Annotated in this window: 30 protein-coding genes and 1 tRNA gene; 9 read left to right on the top strand and 22 right to left on the bottom strand. The window is 67.2% G+C overall.

The genetic code is table 11. The annotated features are described in order from the left end of the window. Nucleotides 1–55 precede the first annotated feature (55 nt). The 3 genes from HW566_RS00855 to HW566_RS15935 all read left to right on the top strand — a co-directional run bounded on the left by HW566_RS00855 (nucleotide 56) and on the right by HW566_RS15935 (nucleotide 2,233). On the top strand, nucleotides 56–778 hold the full coding sequence (locus HW566_RS00855; RefSeq protein WP_178009574.1) for an SOS response-associated peptidase: 723 nt from the start codon (nucleotides 56–58) through the stop codon (nucleotides 776–778). A gap of 25 nt (nucleotides 779–803) precedes the next feature. Further along, complete coding sequence (locus HW566_RS00850; RefSeq protein WP_178009572.1) at nucleotides 804–1,670, top strand: 3-methyladenine DNA glycosylase; 867 nt, start codon at nucleotides 804–806, stop codon at nucleotides 1,668–1,670. A gap of 227 nt (nucleotides 1,671–1,897) precedes the next feature. After that, nucleotides 1,898–2,233: a hypothetical protein gene (locus HW566_RS15935; protein ID WP_218621686.1), complete on the top strand. Its 336-nt coding sequence runs from the start codon at nucleotides 1,898–1,900 to the stop codon at nucleotides 2,231–2,233. A gap of 198 nt (nucleotides 2,234–2,431) precedes the next feature. On the opposite strand, the gene HW566_RS00840 is transcribed toward HW566_RS15935, so the two are convergent. Genes HW566_RS00840 through HW566_RS00830 form a run of 3 tightly spaced genes read right to left on the bottom strand, consistent with a single transcriptional unit; the run spans nucleotide 2,432 to nucleotide 4,224 of the window. Then, a complete protein-coding gene (locus tag HW566_RS00840; protein ID WP_256728731.1) occupies nucleotides 2,432–3,256 on the bottom strand; it encodes an IS3 family transposase in 825 nt (274 codons plus the stop codon). Nucleotides 3,257–3,303: 47 nt separating this feature from the next. Next, nucleotides 3,304–3,588: a transposase gene (locus HW566_RS00835; RefSeq protein ID WP_165817905.1), complete on the bottom strand. Its 285-nt coding sequence runs from the start codon at nucleotides 3,586–3,588 to the stop codon at nucleotides 3,304–3,306. A gap of 57 nt (nucleotides 3,589–3,645) precedes the next feature. Beyond that, nucleotides 3,646–4,224, bottom strand: coding sequence for an EamA family transporter (locus HW566_RS00830; protein WP_256728801.1), 579 nt, complete (start codon nucleotides 4,222–4,224; stop codon nucleotides 3,646–3,648). Between HW566_RS00830 and HW566_RS15960 the strand changes: the two genes are divergently transcribed. Further along, the gene (locus HW566_RS15960; protein ID WP_256728800.1) at nucleotides 4,217–4,852 is read left to right on the top strand and encodes a hypothetical protein; all 636 of its coding nucleotides are present in this window, start codon (nucleotides 4,217–4,219) and stop codon (nucleotides 4,850–4,852) included. The two genes, HW566_RS00830 and HW566_RS15960, sit on opposite strands and share 8 nt — an antisense overlap. Nucleotides 4,853–4,951: 99 nt before the next feature. Here HW566_RS15960 and HW566_RS00825 read toward each other — a convergent pair whose 3' ends face one another. Further along, the gene (locus HW566_RS00825; protein ID WP_256728979.1) at nucleotides 4,952–5,161 is read right to left on the bottom strand and encodes a hypothetical protein; all 210 of its coding nucleotides are present in this window, start codon (nucleotides 5,159–5,161) and stop codon (nucleotides 4,952–4,954) included. A gap of 378 nt (nucleotides 5,162–5,539) precedes the next feature. Beyond that, nucleotides 5,540–5,965 carry an SOS response-associated peptidase family protein gene (locus HW566_RS00820; protein ID WP_178009569.1) on the bottom strand — a complete coding sequence of 142 codons (426 nt, stop codon included), beginning with the start codon at nucleotides 5,963–5,965 and terminating at the stop codon, nucleotides 5,540–5,542. Nucleotides 5,966–6,340: 375 nt separating this feature from the next. Between HW566_RS00820 and HW566_RS00815 the strand changes: the two genes are divergently transcribed. From HW566_RS00815 to HW566_RS00800, 4 genes are all read left to right on the top strand, one after another. After that, complete coding sequence (locus HW566_RS00815; RefSeq protein ID WP_178009567.1) at nucleotides 6,341–7,102, top strand: class I SAM-dependent methyltransferase; 762 nt, start codon at nucleotides 6,341–6,343, stop codon at nucleotides 7,100–7,102. 22 nt (nucleotides 7,103–7,124) lie between these two features. Beyond that, nucleotides 7,125–7,430 (top strand): glycosyltransferase, encoded by a 306-nt coding sequence (locus HW566_RS16200; protein ID WP_218621639.1) that lies wholly within the window; start codon nucleotides 7,125–7,127, stop codon nucleotides 7,428–7,430. A gap of 39 nt (nucleotides 7,431–7,469) precedes the next feature. Further along, a protein-coding gene (locus HW566_RS00805) for an IS3 family transposase (RefSeq protein WP_178009562.1) occupies nucleotides 7,470–8,635 on the top strand; the annotation gives its coding sequence in 2 pieces (ribosomal slippage) (nucleotides 7,470–7,754 and nucleotides 7,757–8,635; 1,164 coding nt in all). 130 nt (nucleotides 8,636–8,765) lie between these two features. Next, on the top strand, nucleotides 8,766–9,200 hold the full coding sequence (locus HW566_RS00800; RefSeq protein ID WP_178009561.1) for a glycosyltransferase: 435 nt from the start codon (nucleotides 8,766–8,768) through the stop codon (nucleotides 9,198–9,200). A 35-nt stretch (nucleotides 9,201–9,235) separates the two neighbouring features. On the opposite strand, the gene HW566_RS00795 is transcribed toward HW566_RS00800, so the two are convergent. The 16 genes from HW566_RS00795 to rplU form a co-directional block, all read right to left on the bottom strand. Beyond that, entirely contained in the window at nucleotides 9,236–9,799 is a 564-nt protein-coding gene (locus HW566_RS00795; protein WP_256728799.1) for a TetR/AcrR family transcriptional regulator, read from the bottom strand. Nucleotides 9,800–9,864: 65 nt separating this feature from the next. Further along, complete coding sequence (locus HW566_RS00790; protein WP_178009557.1) at nucleotides 9,865–10,125, bottom strand: SOS response-associated peptidase family protein; 261 nt, start codon at nucleotides 10,123–10,125, stop codon at nucleotides 9,865–9,867. A 64-nt stretch (nucleotides 10,126–10,189) separates the two neighbouring features. Further along, entirely contained in the window at nucleotides 10,190–10,726 is a 537-nt protein-coding gene (locus HW566_RS00785; RefSeq protein ID WP_178009555.1) for a type II toxin-antitoxin system HicA family toxin, read from the bottom strand. Nucleotides 10,727–10,736: 10 nt separating this feature from the next. Beyond that, entirely contained in the window at nucleotides 10,737–11,117 is a 381-nt protein-coding gene (locus HW566_RS00780) for a hypothetical protein (RefSeq protein WP_178009554.1), read from the bottom strand. Next, nucleotides 11,114–11,680: a DUF6611 family protein gene (locus HW566_RS00775; RefSeq protein ID WP_178009552.1), complete on the bottom strand. Its 567-nt coding sequence runs from the start codon at nucleotides 11,678–11,680 to the stop codon at nucleotides 11,114–11,116. The genes HW566_RS00780 and HW566_RS00775 overlap by 4 nt, the downstream gene beginning before the upstream one ends. Before the next feature lie 647 nt (nucleotides 11,681–12,327). Beyond that, the gene (locus tag HW566_RS00770) at nucleotides 12,328–12,552 is read right to left on the bottom strand and encodes a hypothetical protein (RefSeq protein ID WP_178009550.1); all 225 of its coding nucleotides are present in this window, start codon (nucleotides 12,550–12,552) and stop codon (nucleotides 12,328–12,330) included. 80 nt (nucleotides 12,553–12,632) lie between these two features. Next, nucleotides 12,633–12,705, bottom strand: a tRNA-Ala gene (locus tag HW566_RS00765). 27 nt (nucleotides 12,706–12,732) lie between these two features. Continuing rightward, entirely contained in the window at nucleotides 12,733–13,122 is a 390-nt protein-coding gene (gene rsfS / locus HW566_RS00760) for a ribosome silencing factor (protein ID WP_256728798.1), read from the bottom strand. Next, nucleotides 13,119–14,258, bottom strand: a complete 1,140-nt coding sequence (locus tag HW566_RS00755; protein ID WP_178009548.1) for a hypothetical protein — start codon at nucleotides 14,256–14,258, stop codon at nucleotides 13,119–13,121. Before HW566_RS00755 ends, rsfS begins: the two co-directional genes overlap by 4 nt. Then, nucleotides 14,255–14,851, bottom strand: coding sequence for a nicotinate-nucleotide adenylyltransferase (gene nadD / locus HW566_RS00750; RefSeq protein WP_178009546.1), 597 nt, complete (start codon nucleotides 14,849–14,851; stop codon nucleotides 14,255–14,257). Before nadD ends, HW566_RS00755 begins: the two co-directional genes overlap by 4 nt. Nucleotides 14,852–14,861: 10 nt before the next feature. Further along, entirely contained in the window at nucleotides 14,862–15,089 is a 228-nt protein-coding gene (locus tag HW566_RS00745) for a hypothetical protein (RefSeq protein WP_178009544.1), read from the bottom strand. Between the two features lie 48 nt (nucleotides 15,090–15,137). Then, nucleotides 15,138–16,400, bottom strand: a complete 1,263-nt coding sequence (locus tag HW566_RS00740; protein ID WP_178009543.1) for a glutamate-5-semialdehyde dehydrogenase — start codon at nucleotides 16,398–16,400, stop codon at nucleotides 15,138–15,140. A gap of 23 nt (nucleotides 16,401–16,423) precedes the next feature. Further along, the gene (gene proB, locus HW566_RS00735; protein ID WP_178009541.1) at nucleotides 16,424–17,254 is read right to left on the bottom strand and encodes a glutamate 5-kinase; all 831 of its coding nucleotides are present in this window, start codon (nucleotides 17,252–17,254) and stop codon (nucleotides 16,424–16,426) included. Next, a complete protein-coding gene (gene obgE / locus HW566_RS00730; protein ID WP_178009539.1) occupies nucleotides 17,251–18,762 on the bottom strand; it encodes a GTPase ObgE in 1,512 nt (503 codons plus the stop codon). Before obgE ends, proB begins: the two co-directional genes overlap by 4 nt. A 72-nt stretch (nucleotides 18,763–18,834) precedes the next feature. Next, nucleotides 18,835–19,092, bottom strand: a complete 258-nt coding sequence (rpmA, locus tag HW566_RS00725) for a 50S ribosomal protein L27 (RefSeq protein ID WP_178009537.1) — start codon at nucleotides 19,090–19,092, stop codon at nucleotides 18,835–18,837. Nucleotides 19,093–19,109: 17 nt separating this feature from the next. Beyond that, a complete protein-coding gene (gene rplU / locus HW566_RS00720; RefSeq protein WP_178014546.1) occupies nucleotides 19,110–19,418 on the bottom strand; it encodes a 50S ribosomal protein L21 in 309 nt (102 codons plus the stop codon). 232 nt (nucleotides 19,419–19,650) lie between these two features. Between rplU and HW566_RS00715 the strand changes: the two genes are divergently transcribed. After that, the gene (locus tag HW566_RS00715; RefSeq protein ID WP_178009535.1) at nucleotides 19,651–19,923 is read left to right on the top strand and encodes a DUF4031 domain-containing protein; all 273 of its coding nucleotides are present in this window, start codon (nucleotides 19,651–19,653) and stop codon (nucleotides 19,921–19,923) included. Nucleotides 19,924–19,960: 37 nt separating this feature from the next. Here the strand turns inward: HW566_RS00715 and HW566_RS00710 are convergent, their stop codons facing one another. Beyond that, nucleotides 19,961–22,474, bottom strand: a complete 2,514-nt coding sequence (locus tag HW566_RS00710; RefSeq protein WP_178014544.1) for an Rne/Rng family ribonuclease — start codon at nucleotides 22,472–22,474, stop codon at nucleotides 19,961–19,963. Nucleotides 22,475–22,587 lie beyond the last annotated feature (113 nt).

The following is a 22,587-nucleotide window of genomic DNA, read 5'->3' as shown; positions in this document are numbered from 1 at the left end:
ACCGATCGTCGCGCCGCAGCGCCGGCGTGTCGGTGGGCCGACGTAGCCTGGACCCATGTGCGGTCGTTTCGTCGTTGCCCGTGTCGGCTCCGAGCTCGCGGGAGTCCTCCGCGCCGAGGTCGTCCCCGACGATCTTCCCGCCCCGTCCTTCAATGTGGCGCCGACGGCGCGCGCCTCGATCGTTCTGGATTCGGCCAAGACCGAGCCGCCGACCCGGCGCCTCGCGCCGGCGCGCTGGGGGCTCGTCCCCGCCTGGGCAAAAGACCCGAGCGGCGGCGCCCGCGCCTTCAACGCCCGGTCCGAAGAGGCGGCCGAGAAGCCGATGTTCCGAAAGGCCCTGGTCTCGCGCCGGGCCGTCATCCCCGCGTCCGGCTACTACGAGTGGCAGGGCGAAGCGGGGGCGAAGGTCCCGCACTACATTCGTCCTCGCGGCGATGAGCCCCTCTTCTTCGCGGGGCTCTACGAGTGGTGGAAGGACGACGCACGAGCCGATGAGGATGCCGAACGCTGGCTGCTGAGCTTCACGATCCTCACGCGCGCCGCGGTCGGCGGTCTGGAGCGGATCCACGACCGGATGCCGCTCGTGATCGACGTCGACCACGCCGACGTGTGGCTCGACCCGACCACGGAGTACCCCGCCGATCTCCTCGATGCCGTCGTCGACGCGGCGCCCGACGTCGTCGAGACGCTCACCTGGTTCCCGGTCGGATCCGCCGTCGGCAACGTGCGCAACGACGATCCGTCGTTGATCGAGCGTGCTGACGCCGCGTCCGCCTGAAGCGGCCCCGGCCTATCCTCGAGAGGTGACGACCCGTACCGCCCCGCCCGACCGCCTTCTGCGCGAGGAATGGCACGAGCGGGCGACCGCGCACGCCGAGCGGGCGGACGTCCTGACCGCCGCCCACAGACAGCGGGCCGCACGCGCCGAACGGCATCCCGTGGAGGACTTCCTCTTCACCTACTACTCGTACAAGCCAGCTCTGCTCCGCCGCTGGCACCCGGGAGCAGGCGTCGTCCTCGACGGCGCCGTGGAGCGCGTCTCGTGGCGCTGGTACACCGCCGTGAGCAATGATGCGGCGCGTGTCGACGACGCCGCATTCCGCGACGAGCGCGGATCGCTGTACCGCGGGGTCACCGGGCTGCTGCGGGCCACCCGCGACCGCGGTGCCGCGTTCGGCTGCTTCGGGCTGCACGAATGGGCGATGGTCTATCGCACGCGCGAGGTGCGCCACGCCGTGCCCCTGCGCCTCGGGAGGGCGGGGACGGATGCCGTCGTCGAGGCCCACGACCTGCGCTGCACGCACTTCGACGCGTTCCGCTTCTTCACGCCCGAGGCCGTTCCCCGCAATCGCGAGGCGCTCGATCGCGAAGGAGCATCGGCGCGCGAACAGCCCGGATGCCTGCACGCCGGGATGGACATCTACAAGTGGATCATGAAGCTCGGGCCGCTGGTTCCCGGTCATCTGCTTCTCGACGCGTTCGAGCTCGCCCGAGACATCCGCGAGCTCGATATGCGCGCCTCGCCCTACGACCTGTCGGATTGGGGATACTCCCCCGTGCCGATCGAGACGCCGGAGGGCAAAGCGGAGTACGTGCGCGAGCAAAGGGGCTTCAGTGCGCGCGGCCAGCGGCTGCGCACGGCGGTCTTGGAGGCTGTCGCGACGCACTGACACCGCCGCGAGAGCACGGAGCGGCGCGTACGACCGCAGCCGAAAACACAAAATCCCCGCCGAGGCGGGGACTTGGTGGAATCGACGCGAAGACCGTCAAACACGAAGGTGTTACCCGACGGCTGGCCAAAGCAGTTACGAGAGTACGGGCTGGAAAAGTGCAGCGTAGCAGTAGGGTCAGCTCGGCCGATGCTCGTGGTGATGTCTGTGAGGCGATCACGCGCAGGTTGGTCACCGACGACGCCCGGACCGAAGCGATCCAGTTGTTCCGATCAGGTGTGTACGTCAAGGACATCGCGACACGACTCAAGCTGGCGAGGGCTTCCGTGAGGAAGATTCTCTACGACGCAGGGGTCTCTGCCCCGCCTCGACGGATGACCGAACCCGAGATCAAAGACGCGGCGAGACGATACGAAGAGGGATCCTCGCTGGCGCGGCTCGGCGACAGGTACGGAGTCAGTCCCGGGACGATTCGACTCAAGCTCATCCGCGCCGGCGTGGAAATGAGGCCGACATCCGTATCACAGTCCCTCCGTCAACCGAGCACGAGGAGAGCAAAATGATCGCGATCTCTTCGGTGGCTTCGCGATTCGGGTTTGCGACGCCGCCAGGGCGCACCTTCGATCAAGCGGCTGCCGTATCTCAGCCTCATCCTTGCCCCTCCCTTTCACGGCTGAGCAACGCACCACGGTAGAACCCGGTCGATGCTCTACGACTTAGAGGAGCCTGACCCGGTTTCCCGGACGGTTTCTCTTTGTTGATCATGCCGCGGTTGCGGCGGGGATGTGAAGTCGTTCGAACTCCACGGGGCTGTGGTTGCCGAGCGCGGTGTGTCGGCGGGTGGGGTTGTAGAACGCTTCGATCCACTCGAACATCGCCGACGACAGTTCCGCTTTCGAGGCCCAGGTCGACCGGTCGAGGAGCTCGCGTTGCATCGTTGACCAGAAGCTCTCGATGAGTGCGTTGTCGACGCTGGAAGCGACGCGTCCCATTGAGCCGAGGAGCCCGGCTTGGCGGAGCCTATGCCCGAAGAGCCATGAGGTGTATTGCGCTCCTCGGTCCGCGTGGACCACGGTCCCGGGTTCGGGGCGGCGGCGCCAGCGGGCCATCTCGAGCGCGTCAACGACGATCTCCGCAGTGATCCGGTCGCTGATCGACCAGCCAACGACCCGGCGGCTGAACGCGTCGATCACGGCCGCGCAGTAGACCCATCCGTCTTTCGCGCGGTGTTGCGTGATGTCGCAGAACCACAGCCGGTTCGGCGTGTCGGCGCGGAACTGTCGCTTCACGAGGTCCTCGTGCGTAGCGGTATCGGGCTTCCATCCGCGCCGCTTCCGGCGGTGCGAGACGCCCACAAGACCGTCGATCCGCATCAGCCGGGCGACGCGTTTCCGGCCAACGTGAACCCCGAGTCCGAGCCGAAGCTCGGCAAGCACCCGCGGCGCCCCATACGTCCCCCTCGAGTCAGCGTGGATTCGACGGATCGTGGTCGTCAGCTCCGCATCCGAGACCGCACGCCGCGATGGTGGCCGGCCGACCCACTCGTAGAAGCCGGACTTCGAGACGTTCAGGAACCGGCAGGCCACCGCGACGGGAACACCGTCAGCGGCGAGCTCCTGGACCAGCCGGAACCCTATTTTGGGAGCACGTTCTCCCTCGCGAAGTACGCCGACGCGCGCTTGAGGATCTCGATCTCCATCTCCAGCACCCGGTTCCGGCGCCGCAACTCGACGAGCTCCTTGTGCTCATCGGTCGTGATCCCGGACTTGCGGCCGGAGTCGACCGCGTCACGGTTCATCCAGTTCCGCAGGCACGACTCGCTGATCCCAAGATCACGAGCGGTCTGCGCAACCGGGTTTCCCTGGGCAACGAGATCAAGGGCTCGACGCCGGAACTCCGGCGGGTGGGCAGCAGGCATCTCACGGACTCCTTCCGAGACGATCATCGCCTCAAAACTGGTGTCCGGAAAAGCGGGTCAGGCTCCAGATGACACTCTCCCCTGTGAATCTGTCGTCCAGATGAGTAGAGCACCTGCCGAAGCGACAACTGCGATTCCCACGACTGCCGTCACTGTGATCGTTTGCCCCAGGAAGACAAGCCCAGCGAGAGCGCCCATAGCGGGATCGGTCGCGAACAGAGTTCCCACCACCCGTGCGGAGGTTACACGTGCCGCAATTGTGTCGACCGCATATGGGATCACCACCCCGACAAGTGCGGACAACACAAGAACGCCGAACCCCGGAAGGTCGAGTTTCCCGATCTGCGGGGATGCGAAGGGCAGAGATACCATGGCCGCGACGGTGACAGAAAGCGCGAGTCCATCAAGTCCGGAGCCTGCCTTTCCAACCTTGTCAGCAAAAACAGTGTAGAGGCCGAACGCAGCGGCAGCGCCTAACGCGGCCATATAGCCGAGCAAGTCGAAGTATCCCCATGGCCCGAGCGACAACAACGCCACACCGGCGAGCGACAGAGCCGCACAGAAGCCCTCACGTATTCGATGTGAATAGAACAATGCGACGGCGCAAGCGAGTAGGAAGGAGATCCAAATGACCAATCGATTCAGTCGCCGCGCCCTGTCGATAACAGGTGCGGCAGTCTTGACCCTCGCCGTGGCGTTGATGCCACAAGCGGCCCTTGCCGCCACGCCAGAGCCCGCCGCACCGGAGACGATAAGCGAAACAGCGCCGATGGTCGTCGGCGGCTACGACGCCGCGGTCGCGGAGGCCAATGGCTTCAAGATCGTCACGCACGAGGACGGCACGCAGGAGTCCGTCCCCGTCACGGAGGCCGCCGCCGCTCAACTGCAACAGGCTGACCAGCGCCGCGCCGAAGCTCAACTCGAAAGCGCTGCGGCTGATCCGGTCCCTGGCAACTGTGGTTCCTCATGGGCATCCGGGTCAAAGCGCGCCAACGACACCGTGGCTTTCAGCACGGGATTCATCGTGTTCCTCGCCGCCTACGAACACGACTGGAGGGTCTACGCGAATGGGTTCATCAGCGGGAACTACTGGAGCACTGGCGGGGCAGGCCCCTCCACGGGCAGTAAGAGTTGGACCGGCGCTATTCCGGGTGTTGTCGGCCCCGGTATCGGGGGCGTTCCTGCGTACTCGGCTTCCGCGTCGGTGATCCTCGTCGACGGCACCGTGTGCTACTCCGTAGGACCCACGTTCACGTTCGGATAACCATCTGGCATACGGGTCGGAGGGGCTGCACCTTTCAAAGGCCTCTTCGACCCGTTGCCGTCCGCGCCTATGCCCGCTCGCGGTGTACACAACGCAAGATCATCGCGGCCCACCTGTCGCCACGGGAACATCGCTTCTCGTCTGGCCATCCTCGACGAAGATGATCTGCACCTGACTTCCGCGTTCGATGGCGGACCCGGGGGAAGGCTCCTGAGCTGTCACCCAGAACACACCCGGCCATGTGCGCGACCCAAGTCCAGGACCATCCGGGTCACCACTGGCCAACCCGAGTCCGACGGCCGCCGCCATCTCGCGCGCGATATGCACCGGTTGCCCAACCAACTCAGGAACGGTTACCGTCTCTGGTTCGCTCATCCTTACGCCTCCGATGTCTACCGATTTGCCGCCGATCAACCCATCCAAGATGCATCAATCCTCCTGCCGGGCTCGCCTATCGGTCTACCGTTGTTCGCCACGAGCGTGGGCGCACAACCTGCTTCATTTGGCACCGCTCATGTGTCTTCGACCACGCGCTGAGCGCGTCGTCGCGGCCGACAAGCGCTGCCGGCTTTCGACCCGCTCCCGGTGAGTAGGGATTGCGCACAGAATCCACGGCGACTCTGTCTATCGAAAACTACCGAAGTCTAGGAAAACGCTAGACATCACTAGATTCTCATAGACCCGCTCTCAGCGGAGCAGTGGTGCGATCAGGCTCGCGTCTCTCGGGTCGGCGCTGCGGCTGTTGTTGACGCGCCGGTCGACCTCGTGCGTGCGCATCGTCGCGGCGATCGCGCTCGAGCTGGCATCGAGCTCGTCGAGCAGCTCGAGGCGGTTGCTCTTCGATGCGGCGGTGTCGCCGTCGACGGTGAGAGAGGCGGGGTTGAGCCAGTCGTCCCAGAGGTCACGGGACAGGAAGGCCGGCATCCGGTCGTGGACGTCGCCGGAGGCGTCGCGGGCCTCGCGGGTGACGACGACAAACACACGCCGGCGCTCACCGTCGATCTCGGTTGTCCACGTCAGACCGGCCGCCGCGAGGAGCGCCTCGTCTTCGGCGTGGATGAAGTGCGGTTGCTTGTCGCCCTTCTCCCCCGTCCACTCGTAGTAGCCGATCATCGGCACGATGCAGCGGGCGTTGGAGAACGCGCCGACTCAGAATCCGGTGGGGAGCTTCACCGAACTAAGAAGACACCCGCGGAAAACGATCGTTTTCGGCGGTCTGGCGCTGAATAGTGTCAGAGCGTCGCCGAAACTGCGAGTCAAAACGCCTGCCGGTAGATGATTTCGGTAGACGCAAGCGGGCCCCAAGACGATCGTTGCCGGCGGCGCGGGACGCGGTCCTGAGATTAGTCGCGAAAGCTCCGTGAGTGAAGAACGGCGCGACAGGCGATCGCCACCGGATCTGTTGAAATGTGATGTGTACCCCGCTTGAGTGGGGTAGCGGGCGGGGGCCTCACGGAGAACCAACGCCACAAACCGGAGGGGGTATTCGTGGTTGCCGAATGGGACTGGTCAGACCCGCGGGCCGCAGATGAGAGCGTTGAGCAGATCATGGAAGATTTAGCCACGTTTGCGTCGGTAGAGCCGCTGCATGGGCACGGTTCGAGTCGCGATGAACTCGCGAGCCTTGGGGTGAATGGCATTGAGTTTGCAACGTTCAAGACACTGCACCCCTCAGGCATGAGTAGTGACATAGTTTCGGCGCGGAGTGCGATCTCGGCAACCAAGCCCGGCCAGATCTATCTGATAGACGGCCGCTGGAAGTTCGTCGAAGCGGATGTGACAAAACCGCTACCGTTCGACGACGCCACCTTTGAATGGGTCTATGCCGAGCACCTTCTAGAGCACCTCTCTCTCCGAGATGCCATCGTTTGGCTATCCGAGGTGAGACGGATTCTTCGACCCGGCGGTGTCCTGAGATTGTCGACGCCAGATCTCGAGCTATACATGCGGGGATACCTTGCAGGCAACTTCTTTGAGGAGCGCCGCCGAACCGTCGACGAGAATCTCCCGCTCCCAGCGATGCCGGCGCGACGCGCCTTCATGGTCAATCAGATCTTCGCGTTCTACGGACATCAGTGGGTCTACGACTACGACGAGGTCGCCTTCGCGCTCGGAGAAGCAGGGTTTGATGCGACCGATATAAAGCGGGTGGCTTTCAACCAAGGTGCGCGCGCCGACGTGGCCGCGCTCGATCAGGCGCACCGCAGCGATGAATCCATGTATGTAGAAGGGGTGCGAGAACCCCACTGATCGCAAAGAGAGGTCGACCCAGATGCGAGCAACGCTGTTGGCGTTTGGTACTCGAGGAGATGCCCAGCCGATGAGTGTGCTCGGGGCGGAACTCCAACGGCGGGGCCACACAGTTCGGCTCGCAAGTTCTCCCGGAACGCATGACATCCCGCGAGCGTTCGACTTGGACCCTGCTCCTCTGGGGAGAGATATGCGTGAGATGGTCAATTCGGACGAGGGCGTAGCAATCATGATGGCTCGCTCCGGCCGCCGACTGTCGCGTGCTGTCGTTCGCGCACTGTATGACGGTACGACTGTTGGGACTGCTGCACGAGTAGGTGACATCTGATCTGGCTTGCCCGGAGGGTCGGCCTGGAAGGATGTTGCCGTGCCCAAGCCGTACCCGAGCGAGTTCCGTAGCGACGTGGTCCGCGTCGCGCGCAACCGCGAGCCCGGAATGACGATCGAGCAGATCGCGAAGGACTTCGGTGTTCACCCGATGACGCTGCAGAAGTGGATGCGTCGCGCGAACATCGACGAGGGTGCCAAGCCCGGTCAGACCCGCACCGAGTCCACGGAGCTGCGGGAGGCGCGTAAGCGGATCCGGTTGCTGGAGCAGGAGAACGAGGTGCTGCGGCGGGCGGCGGCGTATCTGTCGCAGGCGAACCTGCCGGGAAAAGGCTCTACCCGCTCGTGACCGAGCTCGCCGCCGACGGGATCCCCGTCGCGGTGACGTGCCGGGTTCTCAAGCTCGCCCGCCAGCCCTACTACCGGTGGCTCGCGGGCCCCATCACCGACGCCGAGGTGATCGAGGCGTATCGCGCCAACGCGTTGTTCGACGCGCACCGTGACGACCCCGAGTTCGGGCACCGGCTGCTCGCCGATGAGGCCCGCGAGGTGGGTGAAGCGATGGCGGATCGCACCGCGTGGCGGATCGCCTCGAGCAACGGCTGGTGGAGCACCTTCGGGAAACGTCGCCGCGGCAAGGGCGGCAAGGTCGGCCCACCCGTGCACGACGACCTCGTCGAGCGGGATTTCACTGCCACCGGTCCGAACCAACTGTGGCTGACCGACATCACCGAGCACCCGACCGGTGAGGGCAAGCTCTATCTCTGCGCGATCAAGGACGTATTTTCCGGAAAGATCGTCGGCTACTCCATCGACTCGAGGATGAAGTCACACCTCGCGGTCAACGCACTCCGCAACGCGGTCGCGATGCGCGGGAACGTCGCCGGCTGCGTCATCCACAGCGACAGAGGATCGCAGTTTCGCAGCCGGAAGTTCCTCCGCGAGATCAGCCACCACCGGATGGTGGGATCCATGGGCCGCGTCGGTGCCGCCGGCGACAACGCCGCGATGGAATCGTTCTTCGCGCTGCTGCAGAAGAACGTCCTCAACCGCCGCACCTGGGGCACCCGCGAAGAGCTGCGGATCGCAGTCGTGACCTGGATCGAGCGGACCTACCACCGACGCCGCCGACAACCCCGCCTGGGCCGTTTGACCCCAGTCGAGTTCGAAGCCATCATGAACACGCCAGCCGCTCTCGCGGCGTGACTAGAAACTGTCACCTATCCGTGCAGCAGTCCCAGACGATGCAATCGTGCGGTGGATTCGTGCAGGTGAAGCCCCTGTGCTGTACGGCTTCGGCAGTATGCCTGTAGGTGACCCGCGCACGGTCTTGCAAATGATCGAGCGGATCGTCCGCGAAACGGGGACCCGAGCGATCGTCAGTTCGGGATGGGGCGGCTTATCGTCCGACAACGTGAACGATGAGCAGATACTCCTCGTTGGCAATGTGAATCACGAGCTCGTGATGCCGATGTGCGCCGCAGTCGTTCACCATGGCGGCGCTGGAACGACCGCTGCGAGCTCGCGAGCCGGAATCCCCGCCGTAATCTGCTCGGTGAGCTACGACCAGCCGTTCTGGGGCCGTCGGATAGCAGCACTCGGTACCGGGTCCACGTTCGAGTTCAGTGATCTGGGCTATCAGCGACTACTCACTTCGCTCGAGCACGCGATGTCCGACGAGGCAAAAGCCAGGGCAGTAGCGGTTGCTGAAGCCATGAGACGGGACGCTGTGCGGCTTGCTGCGGACCTGGTCGAAGCGACTGTGGCCTGACTTATCGAGGCCTCCGACCGGTGCCTCGATTGGCGTCACACCATCGGTGGTGTTAGTTCGATACCGTCACGGAGCAAGCTCGAGAAGTAGGAGTGCAGCTCTTCAGCGATATCAACGGACTTGCGGTCGAACAGCCATTGGATCTGTAATCCGTCCCAGAGCCCTACCGCGCGGGCGGCCGCGGCGACGACGTCGACATCATCGCTCAAGTCGCCTCGAAGGCGCATCACTGTGAGAGCCCTTTCGATCATCCAGCGCACATGCTCATAGCGCTCACGAAAATACTCGTGGGCGGGATGACGAGGGGAAGTGGACTCGGCGGCGAGAACGCAGAAGAGTTCAACGACTCCAGAAATCGTTGCGTTGAACCTCGCCAGCGCGACGAACTCGCCCAGGGCCTGAATTCCGGTTTCGGGGTCAAAGCCGAAGGCCGCGCGTGCCTCTTCATCTCGATATGTCAGGACGGCAATGAGGAGGTCCGCCTTGGTCGGGAAATGGTGAAGCAGCCCTGCTTCGCTCATGTTGGCTCGGACAGCGATGTCGCGGAGCGAGCCGTTGCGGAATCCGTCGGTCGCGAACGTCTGGAATGCTGCGTGCACGATAGATTCGCGGACTCTCGCAGTCTTCAGATAGGGGCCCCTCGTGCCTGTGCGAGTAGTAGACGTCATAGTCCCAGTGTGCAGTTCGGTATACACACCTTCTCGATGCGGGCGTTGATGATCGGGGCGCCCTTGGGCCGGTTCGGAGGCTTGGGCCAGTCCCAGCGCGCCAGAGTGACCTCACGCTCGACGGTGCCTTCGTCCTGCCTCTCGCGGACGATCGGTGCGTTGACGGTCGGAGCGATCGAGTAGGCGGGCCGCCAGTCCTGAGACTTGCCGCCCTGCGCGACGAACTCTGCCACCAGCTGGTCGGTCTCGTTGTTCATCGCGAATCGTCCGCACACGCTGCGAGGGTATCCCCGTTCTCTGGCGTGCGCACCCGATCCGCGGTCAGCGGATGTCGAGGCCGGTGCGGCGCCGGATCTCGGCGAGCAGGTTGGGATAGCTGCGGTGGTCGCTCGGGGTGTGCGGGATGATGATGGTCACGCCGGGGTGCTCGCGGTGGGTCGCCTTGTGGTGGCCGCCTCTGCCGGCTGAGATCTCGAAGCCGTGGCCGCGCAGCATCCGCTCGAGCTCGGTGCTGCTCTCCGGTGCGCGGTGCGCTGGCCCTACGGTCGACCGGCGGGCGCGCGGCGCCGGCGCGGCATCGGGGTCGATGCGCAGCAAAGCGACCACGACCGCGGGATCGTCGTCGGGGACGATGATGCCGAGATCCCCACGGACGTACAGGGTGCCGTTGTGCTGGTGGGTCCGTTCCGTCGAATGCGGCTCGTTGATCGCCTGGTCGACGGCGAGCTCCTGGATCTGCGCGGCCGCTTTGCCGGAGAGTCGGCGGCCCGCTGACGTGTTCCGCGGAGCGGCCGAGGCCGCGGTGAGCGGGGCCACTCGAGCGGCGATCTGGTTGGGTGTGGGGCGAGCGGAAGTCATCGGTGCACGCTCATCCGAGGGGGTGGGTGCGACGGTGGTCGTCGAGCTCGGCCCAACGTGCGGCCGCGTCGGCCGGCTCGATCCGCCTGACGACCGCGCGAACGACGGTGCGCACGATCAGCAGCCAGGCGATGGGAGCGACGATGCGCCACAGCGACGGCTCGAAGGCGACAGCGACCGCCCACGCGCTGAGCGCTGCGCCGCCGAACATCACCACAACGAAGCCGAAGATGAACAGTCGACCGGTGAGCGGTGTCATGGGCCACGGAAGACGCACACCCAGCCCGACGTCGGTGTAGCGGGATCTCGGCGGCGCGGTGTCCGCGATCTCAACGAATACCCGAACGAAGCCGCGGCCGACCTCCCGCAGGGCGTAACCGATCGAGCTCATCGCTGAGCCTCCGTGCTCTTGGGGGCGCGGAACGACCCCAACCAGTCGTAGATCTCGCCCCATCGCGTTTCGTACTGCACGGGGGTCAGCCGGTCCGCGTCAAGCGCGAGGAGGCGGGTTGTGGCGTCCTCGAGGAGAGGGATATCGCCGTTGATTCGGGGTGAGCCGCCGCTGCGGGCCTCCACACGGATTTGCACGTCCCGGACGTCGGCCAGCGCCTTCCGGGTCTTCCACCACAGCGCCGCCATGAGAGCGATCGCCGCTACGCCGGCGATGAGGATGCGCACCCACATCGGCAGCGGGCTGAGTGCCCAGAGGCTCAGCAAACCGACGGGTAGGACGTAGAGCGTCCAGAGCTCCCGGTGAACGAGCGCGCACCAGAGGTTTGCCCAGCGCCGCTCGGAGGCAGTGAGACCGGGACGGAACACGATCAGCCGGATGACGCCGCGGCCGAAATACTGGCTCGAAAGGGCGGAGTAGTCGAGCCTCCCCCATTGCCGGGACAGGCCGAGCAGCGATCTTGGGTTGTTCTGGGGGGTGCGGCTGTCGAAGTAGTCGACCATGGTGACTCCTGAGTTCGGTGAGAATCGGTCACCCATATAGGCCGGAGATCTCGTCGTTCCCGGACAACTGCGCCGATTGTTGATTACGGCGGCTGCGGCCGAGGCCGAGGCTGGCGCCCTACCATCGTGCGATGGACGACGGGAGCAGGGACAGGAGTAGCCGCGCTGTCAGGGCTGCCTCGTGGTGATGCGCGATCGCTCGTCGGGGTGGGAGTGCCCGGCCTGCGGGTGGTCCGTGTTTCTGTGCCAATGGTCGATATCTGACGGCGGTGTATCGCATCAGCTCTGCCGCTTCACAATCATGCTGCCAAGCCCCAGGCCCAGCAAAGCCAACAACTGCACCCGCGAGGCCATGCACGTCGACACGGTCGAACAGCTCATCATCGACCACTACGCGCGCATCCAGCCACGTCCCGCATCAGTCGAGGCGCTCCGGGCGTCCATCGCCGAAGAGTTCAGCATCCTCACTACACAGGCCACGTTCGAGAAAGACGACCTTGCCAAGCAGAGCCGAGCTCCTCGCCCAACGCGACAAGCTCCTGCAAGCCCACTACGCCGGAGCGATCCCGCTGGACCTCCTCAAGGAAGAACAAGACCGGATCGGCCCCGCACTCACCCGAGTGGCACAACGACTCGAAGCAGCAGAATCAGACCACGCCGACGCGCAAGCCGAGCTGAACGAGGCCCTCGACGTCGCCAGCGACTGCCACACCGTCTACGCCCAGGCCACAGACAGCATCCGCCGTCTGTTCAACCAGGCGTTCTTCGAGAAGATCTACATCACCTCGACCGACCAGGTCGTCGCGATCCCGACCGCGACCTTCGAGCCCATGCTCGACCCCGTAGCCCTGCACCACGTCGAGCACCATCACACCGTGACAGCGAACCGGAGCCAGAACACAAACACCGGCCCGCATGGAAGCGGACCGGTGTTTGAACATGAAGCGTTAAGTGGACCTGAGGGGACTCGAACCCCTGACCCCCTGCATGCCATGCAGGTGCGCTACCAGCTGCGCCACAGGCCCGTGGTCACCGCTCTCGCGGCAACTCATTCAGCCTACTACATCGCCGGGAGTGCTCGTGACCACGGGGAGCTCGATCGGGATGACCGGGCAGTCCTTCCAGAGGCGCTCGAGACCGTAGTAGATGCGCTCCTCCTCGTGGAACACGTGCACCACGAGGTCGCCGAAGTCGATCAGGACCCAACGCGACTCACCGCGTCCCTCGCGGCGCAGCCGCTTGTGTCCCGCCTCGAGCATGCTCTCCTCGACGGCGTCGGCGATCGCGGCGACGTTGCGCTCGCTGCTACCGCTGACGAGGAGGAACGCATCGACGAGCGGAAGGGGCTGCGACACGTCGAGGGCGACGAGATCCTCCCCGCCCTTCGCGTCCGCGGCTGCGGCGGCGACGCCGACCATCTCGATGACTGCTGGTGAACTCATTGGAAGACTCCTGTGACGAGCGCGACGATCAGCACACCGGCCAGCAGCACGGCGAGGGCACCGGCGGTGATGGCGAGGGCGACCGTCCAGCGGCTGCCCTTCTCGGGTGCCGGCGGACGGATGACGTCCTCCGCGCTCTTGATTGTGGAAATGGCCGCACTGGCGGCGATGGGGGTGGGCGATGAGGAGGCCGGCAGCTCACCGTCGACGAGGATCGCATCGACCTCCTTGCCGTCGGCCGATCCCGGGATCACCCCGGTCGAGCCGAAACGCTCCGGCAGGGTGAAGGTGCCGGTGATGAGGACCTCGCCCGTCGCCGTGACGGGCGCGACGAGGGGGCCGCCGTCGGGGGTCTGAGTGAGGATCAGGGCGTTCGGTGTGGTGAACGCGCCGGTCGCGGCGGCGCTGCGCGACAGGAGCTGGTCGAAGGACGCCGGAACATCGGTCGAGATCGCGTCGCCGGCGAGCAGCTCGGCACCGAGATCCTCCGAGACGACGTGGCGTTCGGCCTCGGCATCCGCCTCCGGCTCGCCGTCCGACGCGATCCCGGAGCCCTCGCCCGTCGAGGCCTCGGCCGTCGAAGACGCCTCGTGGTCGTGGTTCTCGGCCGTCCTCGAGGGCTCCTCGTCGATGGTGGCGTCGATCACGGAGTCGAGCTCGGAATCGACGGGCTGCGCAGTGTCGGTGGAGACGCCGTCGGGAGCGGACTGAGCGACGGGGGCCTGGTGTTCGGAGGTCTCGTCGGGCGCGGTCTCGTCGGTCGACGCGTCGGCCACCGGCATCTCCGCATCGGCGTCCCGCTCGGCGGCCCCCGGCAGAGTCCTGTGCTCGCCGGTCGCGGTGATCACAGGGATCGAGGCCGTGCGGATCTTCTCCTGCAGGCGGGCCTGCCGTCGCGTGAGAGCCGGGGCGCCGAGATCGACCGATGTCTGAGGCACGGGCGCCGGCGGCAGATCCACGGGATCCGCGGGACGCGGAAGCGGCGCGGAGGCCGCCGGTTGCTCGGACCCGGTGGCACCGGCCTCGTCGGAGGCTGTGGGGTCGACGATGATCGGGGTGGACGCCGTGTTGCGCAGCTCGCGCAGTTGTCGACGCGTGAGCTGCGGAGTCGGTGGCTGGTGCTCAGTGTCGCTCATGCCTTGCTCCGATAGAGGTGATGCTTCGCAATGTATTGGACGACCCCGTCGGGGACGAGATACCACACCGGGTGGCCCCGCCCGACGCGTGCCCGGCAGTCGGTGGACGAGATCGCCAGCGCGGGAATCTCGAGCAGACTCACGTGCTCGCTCGGCAGACCCGCGCTGCTGAGGGTGTGGCCCGGACGGGAGACCGCGACGAAGTGGGCGAGCTCCCACAGTTCATCATGGTTCCTCCAGCTGAGAATCTGCGCGATGGCATCGGCGCCGGTGATGAAGAAGAAGTCCGCATCGGGGCGCTGCGCCTTCAGATCGCGCAGGGTGTCGATCGTATAGGTCGGGCCGTCCCGATCGATGTCGACCCGGCTGACCGTGAACATCGGGTTGGACGCGGTAGCGATGACGGTCATGAGGTAGCGATGCTCGCCGGGCGACACGTAGGACTTCTGCCACGGTGTGCCCGTGGGCACGAAGACGACCTCATCGAGATCGAACGACTGCGCGACCTCGCTGGCGGCCACGAGGTGACCGTGATGAACCGGGTCGAACGTGCCGCCCATCACGCCGATACGCGGCGCACGCGTTCCCGTCATCGGTTCGGCCTCAGTGGTGGCCGTTCCCCGATTGCGTCAGTTCGCGCCCGTTCGCCGCGGCGTACGCGTCGGCCTTGCCGGCGTGCCGGTTGGCGACGTTGCGGTACGACAGCGTCACGAGCCCGAGCGAGAGGAAGATGACCAGGGCGATCACGCCGAAGATCATCGTCTCCGCCTGGACGTTGCCGTGATGCTCCGTCTGCTCGGCGGCGAATGCGGTGATCGTGGCGAGGGTCATCGGGGCTCCGTTCGTTTCGCGCGGCGGCGCAAGGTCCAGTTTAGGCGGTCAGGAGCGGGTCTGTCCGGCGCCGCGCGCGAGCCACTTCGTGCTCGTGAGCTCCGGCAGCCCCATCGGCCCCCGCGCGTGCAGCTTCTGGGTCGAGATCCCCACCTCGGCGCCGAAGCCGAACTCGCCGCCATCGGTGAAGCGCGTCGATGCGTTGGACATGACGACCGCGGCATCCACCTCGGCCAAGAACCGCTCGGCGTTGGCCTCGTCGGTCGTCACGATCGACTCGGTGTGCATCGTCGAGTACTGCCGGATGTGGTCGAGCGCCTCGTCGAGGTCGTCGACGACGCGCATCGAGATGTCCAGGCTCATGTGCTCCGTCGCCCAGTCGTCCTCGGTGGCGACCTCGGCCTGGGCGAAGAGCCGTCGCACCTCGTCGTCGCCATGGATGGTCACACCCGCCGCACTCAGCGCCTCCGACACGGGGGGCACCAGCCGCTCGGCGGCCTCGCGCACCACCAGGACCGTCTCGACCGAGTTGCACACGCTCGGGCGCTGCACCTTGGCGTTGACCACGATGTCCCGCGCCCAGTCCAGCGGAGCAGTCGCATCGAGCACGATGTGGACGACCCCGGCGCCGGTCTCGATCACCGGGACGGTGGACTCCATCACGACCGTCTCGATGAGCTGAGCGCTGCCGCGCGGCACGAGCACATCGACCAGGCCACGGGCGCGCATGAGCGCTCGAGCGCCGTCGCGGCCGAGGTCGTCGACCGTCTGGATGCCGTCGGCGTCGACGCCGGCGGCATCCAGGGCGGTCCGCATGGCCGCGATGAGCGCGGCGTTGGTCGCCGCGGCGGCCGATCCACCCCGCAAGGCGACGGCGTTTCCGGAGCGCAGCGCGAGCGCCGCGATGTCGACGGTCACATTGGGCCGCGCCTCGTAGATGGAGGCGACGACGCCGAAGGGCACCGTGACCTTCTGCAGCCGCACGCCGTTCGGGAGCTCACGCTCGTCGAGAACGTGCCCCACCGGATCGGGAAGCTCCGCGACATCGCGCACGGCGTCCGCGAGAGCGGAGACCCGGTGGGCATCCAGAAGCAGCCGGTCGCGCAGACCGGCCGTGATCCCCTCGGCATCCCCGCGCGCGAGGTCCTCGGCGTTCGCCGCGACGATCGTGGGGGTCTGCCGCAGGAGCTCGTCGGAGATCCCGTGCAGCAGCCGGGTCTTGGCCGCGTCGTCGAGAAGCCCGATCGTGCGGGCGGCGCGTTTGGCCGAGCGGAGGCGGTCGGCGACGTCCGAGGCGACGGCGGTGGTCATCCGCCCAGTCTATCGACGAGCGCCTACGCCTCGGAGACCCCGATCGACCCGGTCCCCGCAGCGACGGCGGGCGCCGGATTCGCCGCGAACCAGGTGCCGATATCGGCACCGCCGAGCGCTTCCGCGGCGAGGTCGATACTGGTCACGAGCGCCGCGACTCCGCCGTCCGCGGCGAGCCGGGCCGCCGACGCCTTCGTCGCAGCACCGCCGGTGCCGACGCTGTTGACGACCGTGGCGCCGAATTCGAAACCGCTGAGGTCGTCCTCGTGGCGCACCTCGCGGATCGGGCGGGCACCCGGCTCGCTGGGCGGGCGCGTGTAGAGGCATTCGATGTCGCTCAGCAGCACGAGCGCATCGGCCCCGATGAGGCGGGCGACAAGGGCCGCGAGACGGTCGTTGTCGCCGAAACGGATCTCGTGCGTGGCGACCGTGTCGTTCTCGTTGACGATCGGAAGGATGCGCAGGCCCAGCAGACGCTCCATGGCGCGACGCGCGTTCGAACGGTGCGTGGGGTCTTCGAAGTCACCTGCGGTGAGCAGCACCTGGCCCGCGACGATGCCGTAGCCGCGCAGGGCGCTCTGGTACCGGTAGACCAGCACGTTCTGACCCACGGCCGCGGCCGCCTGCTGTGTGGCGAGGTCGGTGGGACGCTCGTCGAGCCGCAGGAACGGCATCCCGGTCGCGATCGCACCGGAAGAGACCAGGACGACCTCGGTGCCCCGTGCATGCGCGCCGGCGAGGGCGTCTACGAGCGAGTCGATCTTGCCGGCGTTCTCGCCGCTGATCGACGAGGAGCCGACCTTCACGACGACGCGCCGCGCACCGGCGAGGTCGGCGCGCGAGCGTGCGCTCACGCGTCGTCCTCGTCGACACCTCGCGAACCCTCGGCCCGACGCTCGGCCTCGAGCTCGGCACGAGCCTCGGCCTTCGCGTCCATCCGTTCGTGGTAGCGCTCGCGCCGCTGGTTCGACGTGCGTCGCGGGTTCATGTCCAGACGCGGATCGGTTCCGCGCGGTGCGGTCATCAGCTCGGCCGCCGACGACATCGACGGATGCCAGTCGAAGACGATCCCATCGCCCTCGCCGATCACGACGGTCGAGCCCGGCGTCGCACCGACCCGGTAGAGCTCGGTCTCGACCCCGAGCTTATCGAGACGATCCGCGAGGAAGCCGACGGCCTCTTCGTTCTGGAAGTCGGTCTGCTGTACCCAGCGCACCGGCTTGGCGCCCAGGATGCGGTAAACGTTGCCGTAGGTGCCGCCCTCGATGCGCACCGTGAAATCGCGTTCGGAGCCCCGGGGACGGATGACGACGCGCTCGGCCGGTGCCTGGTCCGCCGTCTCGACGCGGTGCTGCGCGACGAGCTCGGCCATCGCGAACGACAGCTCGCGCAGACCCTGACGGCTGACCGTCGAGATCTCGAACACACGGAAACCGCGGGCCTCGAGGTCGGGACGCACGAGGTCGGCGAGCTCACGGGCCTCGGGGACGTCGGTCTTGTTCAGGGCGATCAGCTGAGGCCGCTCGAGCAGGGGCACCTGCCCCTCGGGCACCGGGTACGCGCCGAGCTCCGCGAGGATCACGTCGAGGTCGGTGAGGGGGTCGCGTCCAGGCTCGAGCGTCGCGCAGTCGAGGACATGCACCAGTGCGGAGCAGCGTTCGACGTGCCGGAGGAACTCCAAGCCCAGCCCGCGCCCCTCGCTCGCACCCTCGATGAGGCCGGGCACGTCTGCGATCGTGTAGCGCAGCTCTCCGGCCTGAACGACGCCGAGGTTCGGATGCAGAGTGGTGAAGGGGTAGTCGGCGATCTTCGGCCGTGCGGCGGACAGCGCCGCGATGAGGCTGGACTTGCCGGCCGACGGGAACCCCACCAGGGCGATGTCGGCCACGGTCTTGAGCTCGAGCTGGACGTCCCCCTCCCAGCCGGGGGTGCCCAGCAGTGCGAATCCCGGCGCCTTGCGCTTGGGCGACGAGAGCGCGGCGTTGCCGAGACCACCCTGTCCCCCGGGCGCGGCGACGAAGCGCATGCCGGGAGTCACCATGTCGACGAGCGTCTCGCCGTCGACGTCCTTCACGACGGTGCCCACCGGAACGGCGAGCTCGAGATGCTCCCCCGCGGCGCCGGAGCGGTGATCGCCCATGCCGAACCCGCCGTTGCCGCCCGAGCGGTGCGGCGAGTGGTGGTACGACAGGAGCGTGGTCACCTGCGGGTCGGCGACGAGGACGACGTCTCCGCCGTCGCCGCCGTTGCCGCCGTCGGGGCCGGCGAGCGGCTTGAACTTCTCACGGCGCACCGACACGCAGCCGTTCCCACCTTTGCCGGCGCGCAGATGCAGCGTCACCCGGTCGACGAACGTCACCATGCGGTGCCTCCTGAAAACAGGGCGAGGGGCGAGCCGAAGCTCGCCCCTCGCCGCGAAGTGGTCTGTTCCGAGTTACTCGGCGGCCGCCACGATGTTGACGACCTTGCGGCCGCCCTTCGTGCCGAACTCGACAGCGCCCGCAGACAGAGCGAACAGCGTGTCGTCGCCACCGCGTCCGACGTTGGCGCCGGGGTGGAAGTGGGTGCCGCGCTGGCGGACGAGGATCTCGCCGGCGAGGACGGCCTGACCACCGAAGCGCTTCACGCCGAGGCGCTGAGCGTTGGAGTCACGACCGTTGCGGGTGGAGCTTGCGCCCTTTTTGTGTGCCATCTCTGCGTCTCCCTGGCTTACTTGATGCCGGTGATCTTGACGCGCGTGAGGTCCTGACGGTGTCCCTGGCGCTTCTTGTAGCCGGTCTTGTTCTTGAACTTCTGGATCACGATCTTCGGGCCGCGCTCTTCACCGAGAACCTCGGCGGTGACCGTGACCTTCGCGAGCTTGTCAGCGTCGGTGGTCACGGCGTCGCCGTCGACGAGGAGGACGGCGGGAAGCTCGAGCTTGTCACCGATACGAGCCGCCTGACGGTCCAGGACGACGATCGTGCCGACCTCGACCTTCTCCTGACGGCCGCCGGCGCGCACAACTGCGTAAACCACTTCACACCTGTTTCTTCTGTGGAGCGCACGGCTCCGGTTGTCTTTGCGAGACTGGAAAGTCGTGGTGCGCACGCCCCAGATGATCCTGTGGCCGAGTCGGTATCGTGACAGCACGTCGACGAACTCGCTGCACCAAGGGTCCACTTTACCGGATGCATCGTGATCCGGCAAAAGGGCGGCCGGGTGTGTCGCGGCGAGCCGGCCGCACCGCGGCGCTTCGTAGGATCGGACCATGGCGATCCTCATCGACGACCCGCGGTGGCCGGCTCATGGCCGACTGTGGTCGCACCTGGTCAGCGACACCGACCTGGACGAGCTGCACGCCTTCGCCCGTCGCCACGATCTTCCCTCGCGCAGCTTCGACCTCGACCACTACGACGTGCCCGACGTCGCGTTCGATCGACTGGTCGCGGGCGGGGCGCAGCACGTATCCGGGCACGAGCTCGTGCGGCGCCTCATCGCGTCGGGACTGCGCGTGACCGCACGCGAACGCCGCGGCCGCTGAGAGCGGGCCGCGGCGTTCGAGACGGGTGGCTGCCGCCTCAGTCCTCCGAGGCGGGAGCGGCCGAGATCGGTGTCCCGCTGAGCGCTGCCGTGGTGACCCGTCGGCGGCCGCGACCCTGCCCGGGAGCCTTCGGCTCGGGGAGGGCGTTGAGCACGGAATCGAGCAACAGGTCCTTCTCCGTGCGGGGGGCCTTCGGCTCGGACTTCTTGCGACGCGGCTTCTTGGGCCGTTCGGTCGGCGCCGCGTCGGGCTCGGGCACGGACTCGGGCGCGATGATCTCGGCATCCTCGTCGGCGGCGCTGGCCACGATGGTCGACGCCGCGATCTGGGCAAGCGCCGACTTCGCGCCCTCCGTGATCACATGGGTCCCGCCGTTGGCCGGCGCCGGCGCCGGATTGGCGTTGCCGCCTCGACCGCCGCCGCCGCGGCGAGACGATCCGTTGCCGTTCTGCGCGGAGGCGCCGCGGTGCTTGACCACCGGGTCGTGGTGGACGATCACGCCGCGTCCGGCGCAGACCTCGCATGCCTCGCTGAAGGTCTCGAGGAGTCCGAGTCCGAGCTTCTTGCGCGTCATCTGCACGAGTCCGAGCGAGGTGACCTCGGCGACCTGGTGCTTGGTTCTGTCGCGGCTGAGGCACTCGATGAGCCGGCGCAGCACGAGATCCCTGTTGGACTCGAGCACCATGTCGATGAAGTCGACCACGATGATGCCGCCGATGTCGCGAAGACGCAGCTGACGGACGATCTCCTCGGCGGCCTCGAGGTTGTTCTTCGTCACCGTCTCTTCGAGGTTGCCGCCCGAACCGACGAACTTGCCGGTGTTGACGTCGACGACCGTCATCGCCTCGGTGCGGTCGATGACGAGCGAGCCGCCCGAGGGCAACCACACCTTGCGGTCCAGCGCCTTCTCGATCTGCTCGGTCACGCGGAAGGCGTCGAACGGGTCCTGCTCGTCCTCGTACTTCTCGATCCGCTCGAGGAGGTCGGGGGCGACGCCGGCGAGGTACGAGGTGATCGTCTCGTGCGCGTCGTCACCCTGGATGAGCATGCGCGAGAAGTCCTCGTTGAAGACGTCGCGCACGATCTTGACGAGAAGGTCGGGCTCGGAATGCAGCAGCGCGGGGGCCTGGATCTTCTCGAGCTGGGCACTGATGTGCTCCCACTGCGAAGTGAGCCTCTGGACGTCGCGGGTCAGCTGCTCCTCCGTCGCGCCCTCGGCGGCCGTGCGGACGATGACGCCACTGGACTCGGGGAGCACCTCCTTGAGGATGCGCTTGAGGCGAGCGCGCTCGGTGTCGGGCAGCTTGCGCGAGATCCCGTTCATCGCGCCACCCGGCACGTACACGAGGTAGCGTCCCGGGAGCGAGATCTGACTGGTCAGGCGAGCGCCCTTGTGGCCGACGGGGTCCTTGGTGACCTGGACGAGGACCCGGTCGCCCGACTTGAGGGCGAGTTCGATGCGGCGCGGCTGGTTGCCGGTCTCGACGGCGTCCCAGTCGACCTCTCCCGAGTACAGGACCGCGTTGCGGCCGCGGCCGATGTCGACGAAGGCGGCCTCCATGCTCGGGAGGACGTTCTGGACGCGACCGAGGTAGACGTTGCCGATCAGCGAGGCGTCCTGGTTGCGGGCCACGTAGTGCTCGACGAGCACATTGTCCTCGAGAACCGCGATCTGGATCCGGCCGCCCTTGGAGCGCACGATCATGTCGCGGTCCACCGCCTCGCGGCGCGCCAGGAATTCCGCCTCGGTCACGACGGTGCGGCGGCGCCCGGCCTCGCGGCCGTCGCGGCGACGCTGCTTCTTGGCCTCGAGCCGCGTCGAGCCCTTGATCCGCTGCGGCTCGGTGATCAGCTCGACGGCGCGCTGGCGCGGCGCCGCCTGCTCGGCGGGCTCGTCGGCTCCGGCGCCGCCACGGCGGCGGCCTCCCCGTCGGCGCGAACCGGTGGACCCGGCTCCGGCGGGAGCGGTGTCGTCGTCGGTGTCGTCGGTGACCGGCGGCAGCGGCGCGACGGCGGGCGCGTAGAAGTGGAGCTCGGTCGAGACGGCGGAGACGAACTCGGCAGGCAGCAACCCCAGCGACACCGCGGTGACCGGCTCATCCGACGTCGGCTCGGGGCTCTCGGCGACGACGGACTCCTCCGGGGCGGGCTCGGGGGGGATCGTTCCCGGCTCCGGCGCTGCGGCCGCCTCGGGCTCCGGCGATGCCGCCGGCTCCGCCGTCGCGTCCGGCTCTGCCGGAGCTTCCTCCGGTTCCGCTTCCGGCTCCGCCGGAGCAGGGTCGGGTTCCGTGCCGTCGGGCGCCTGCGACGGTGCGACGTCGCTCTCGTCCGGCGCCGCCGCGGGCTCGGAGGGAACAGCTTCGGCACCCATGGACTCGGCCGGAGCATCGCCTGACGGGGAGTCGGGGTGCGCGTCGTCCGAGGCCCGTCCGCTGTCGATGTGCTCCTCGACCGCGTCGATGGAGGTCACGGCGTCTGCGAGCTCGGCCGCAGCCGGGTCCTGAGGCGCCGCGTCGTCGGAGGTCTGGTTGTCGTTGCGATCGTCGGCCATCACTGGCTTACTCCTCTTCGGGCGGCACCGCGCGCCACCCGGAACATCTCTGGCGGCGTCGCTCCCGGAAGGACGAGCCGCGAACTCACTCGGTGTGCAGCCGGCTCTCGGCT

It is taken from the genome of Microbacterium oleivorans (assembly GCF_013389665.1).
Classification (GTDB): domain Bacteria; phylum Actinomycetota; class Actinomycetes; order Actinomycetales; family Microbacteriaceae; genus Microbacterium; species Microbacterium oleivorans_C.
The sequence above is the reverse complement of the archived record's forward strand: the minus strand, read 5'-3'. Positions and strand labels throughout refer to the sequence as shown.

What these genes read in the sequence shown, in the direction of transcription:
- HW566_RS00855 (WP_178009574.1), top strand. Translation starts at nt 56, where the DNA reads ATGTGCGGTCGTTTCGTCGTTGCCCGTGTCGGCTCCGAGCTCGCGGGA.
- HW566_RS00835 (WP_165817905.1), bottom strand. Translation starts at nt 3,588, where the DNA reads ATGCCTGCTGCCCACCCGCCGGAGTTCCGGCGTCGAGCCCTTGATCTC.
- HW566_RS15960 (WP_256728800.1), top strand. Translation starts at nt 4,217, where the DNA reads ATGACCAATCGATTCAGTCGCCGCGCCCTGTCGATAACAGGTGCGGCA.
- HW566_RS00825 (WP_256728979.1), bottom strand. Translation starts at nt 5,161, where the DNA reads ATGGCGGCGGCCGTCGGACTCGGGTTGGCCAGTGGTGACCCGGATGGT.
- HW566_RS00820 (WP_178009569.1), bottom strand. Translation starts at nt 5,965, where the DNA reads ATGATCGGCTACTACGAGTGGACGGGGGAGAAGGGCGACAAGCAACCG.
- HW566_RS16200 (WP_218621639.1), top strand. Translation starts at nt 7,125, where the DNA reads ATGCGAGCAACGCTGTTGGCGTTTGGTACTCGAGGAGATGCCCAGCCG.
- HW566_RS00800 (WP_178009561.1), top strand. Translation starts at nt 8,766, where the DNA reads ATGATCGAGCGGATCGTCCGCGAAACGGGGACCCGAGCGATCGTCAGT.
- HW566_RS00790 (WP_178009557.1), bottom strand. Translation starts at nt 10,125, where the DNA reads ATGAACAACGAGACCGACCAGCTGGTGGCAGAGTTCGTCGCGCAGGGC.
- HW566_RS00785 (WP_178009555.1), bottom strand. Translation starts at nt 10,726, where the DNA reads ATGACTTCCGCTCGCCCCACACCCAACCAGATCGCCGCTCGAGTGGCC.
- HW566_RS00780 (WP_178009554.1), bottom strand. Translation starts at nt 11,117, where the DNA reads ATGAGCTCGATCGGTTACGCCCTGCGGGAGGTCGGCCGCGGCTTCGTT.
- HW566_RS00775 (WP_178009552.1), bottom strand. Translation starts at nt 11,680, where the DNA reads ATGGTCGACTACTTCGACAGCCGCACCCCCCAGAACAACCCAAGATCG.
- rsfS (WP_256728798.1), bottom strand. Translation starts at nt 13,122, where the DNA reads ATGAGTTCACCAGCAGTCATCGAGATGGTCGGCGTCGCCGCCGCAGCC.
- HW566_RS00755 (WP_178009548.1), bottom strand. Translation starts at nt 14,258, where the DNA reads ATGAGCGACACTGAGCACCAGCCACCGACTCCGCAGCTCACGCGTCGA.
- nadD (WP_178009546.1), bottom strand. Translation starts at nt 14,851, where the DNA reads ATGACGGGAACGCGTGCGCCGCGTATCGGCGTGATGGGCGGCACGTTC.
- HW566_RS00745 (WP_178009544.1), bottom strand. Translation starts at nt 15,089, where the DNA reads ATGACCCTCGCCACGATCACCGCATTCGCCGCCGAGCAGACGGAGCAT.
- HW566_RS00740 (WP_178009543.1), bottom strand. Translation starts at nt 16,400, where the DNA reads ATGACCACCGCCGTCGCCTCGGACGTCGCCGACCGCCTCCGCTCGGCC.
- obgE (WP_178009539.1), bottom strand. Translation starts at nt 18,762, where the DNA reads ATGGTGACGTTCGTCGACCGGGTGACGCTGCATCTGCGCGCCGGCAAA.
- rpmA (WP_178009537.1), bottom strand. Translation starts at nt 19,092, where the DNA reads ATGGCACACAAAAAGGGCGCAAGCTCCACCCGCAACGGTCGTGACTCC.
- HW566_RS00715 (WP_178009535.1), top strand. Translation starts at nt 19,651, where the DNA reads ATGGCGATCCTCATCGACGACCCGCGGTGGCCGGCTCATGGCCGACTG.
- HW566_RS00710 (WP_178014544.1), bottom strand. Translation starts at nt 22,474, where the DNA reads ATGGCCGACGATCGCAACGACAACCAGACCTCCGACGACGCGGCGCCT.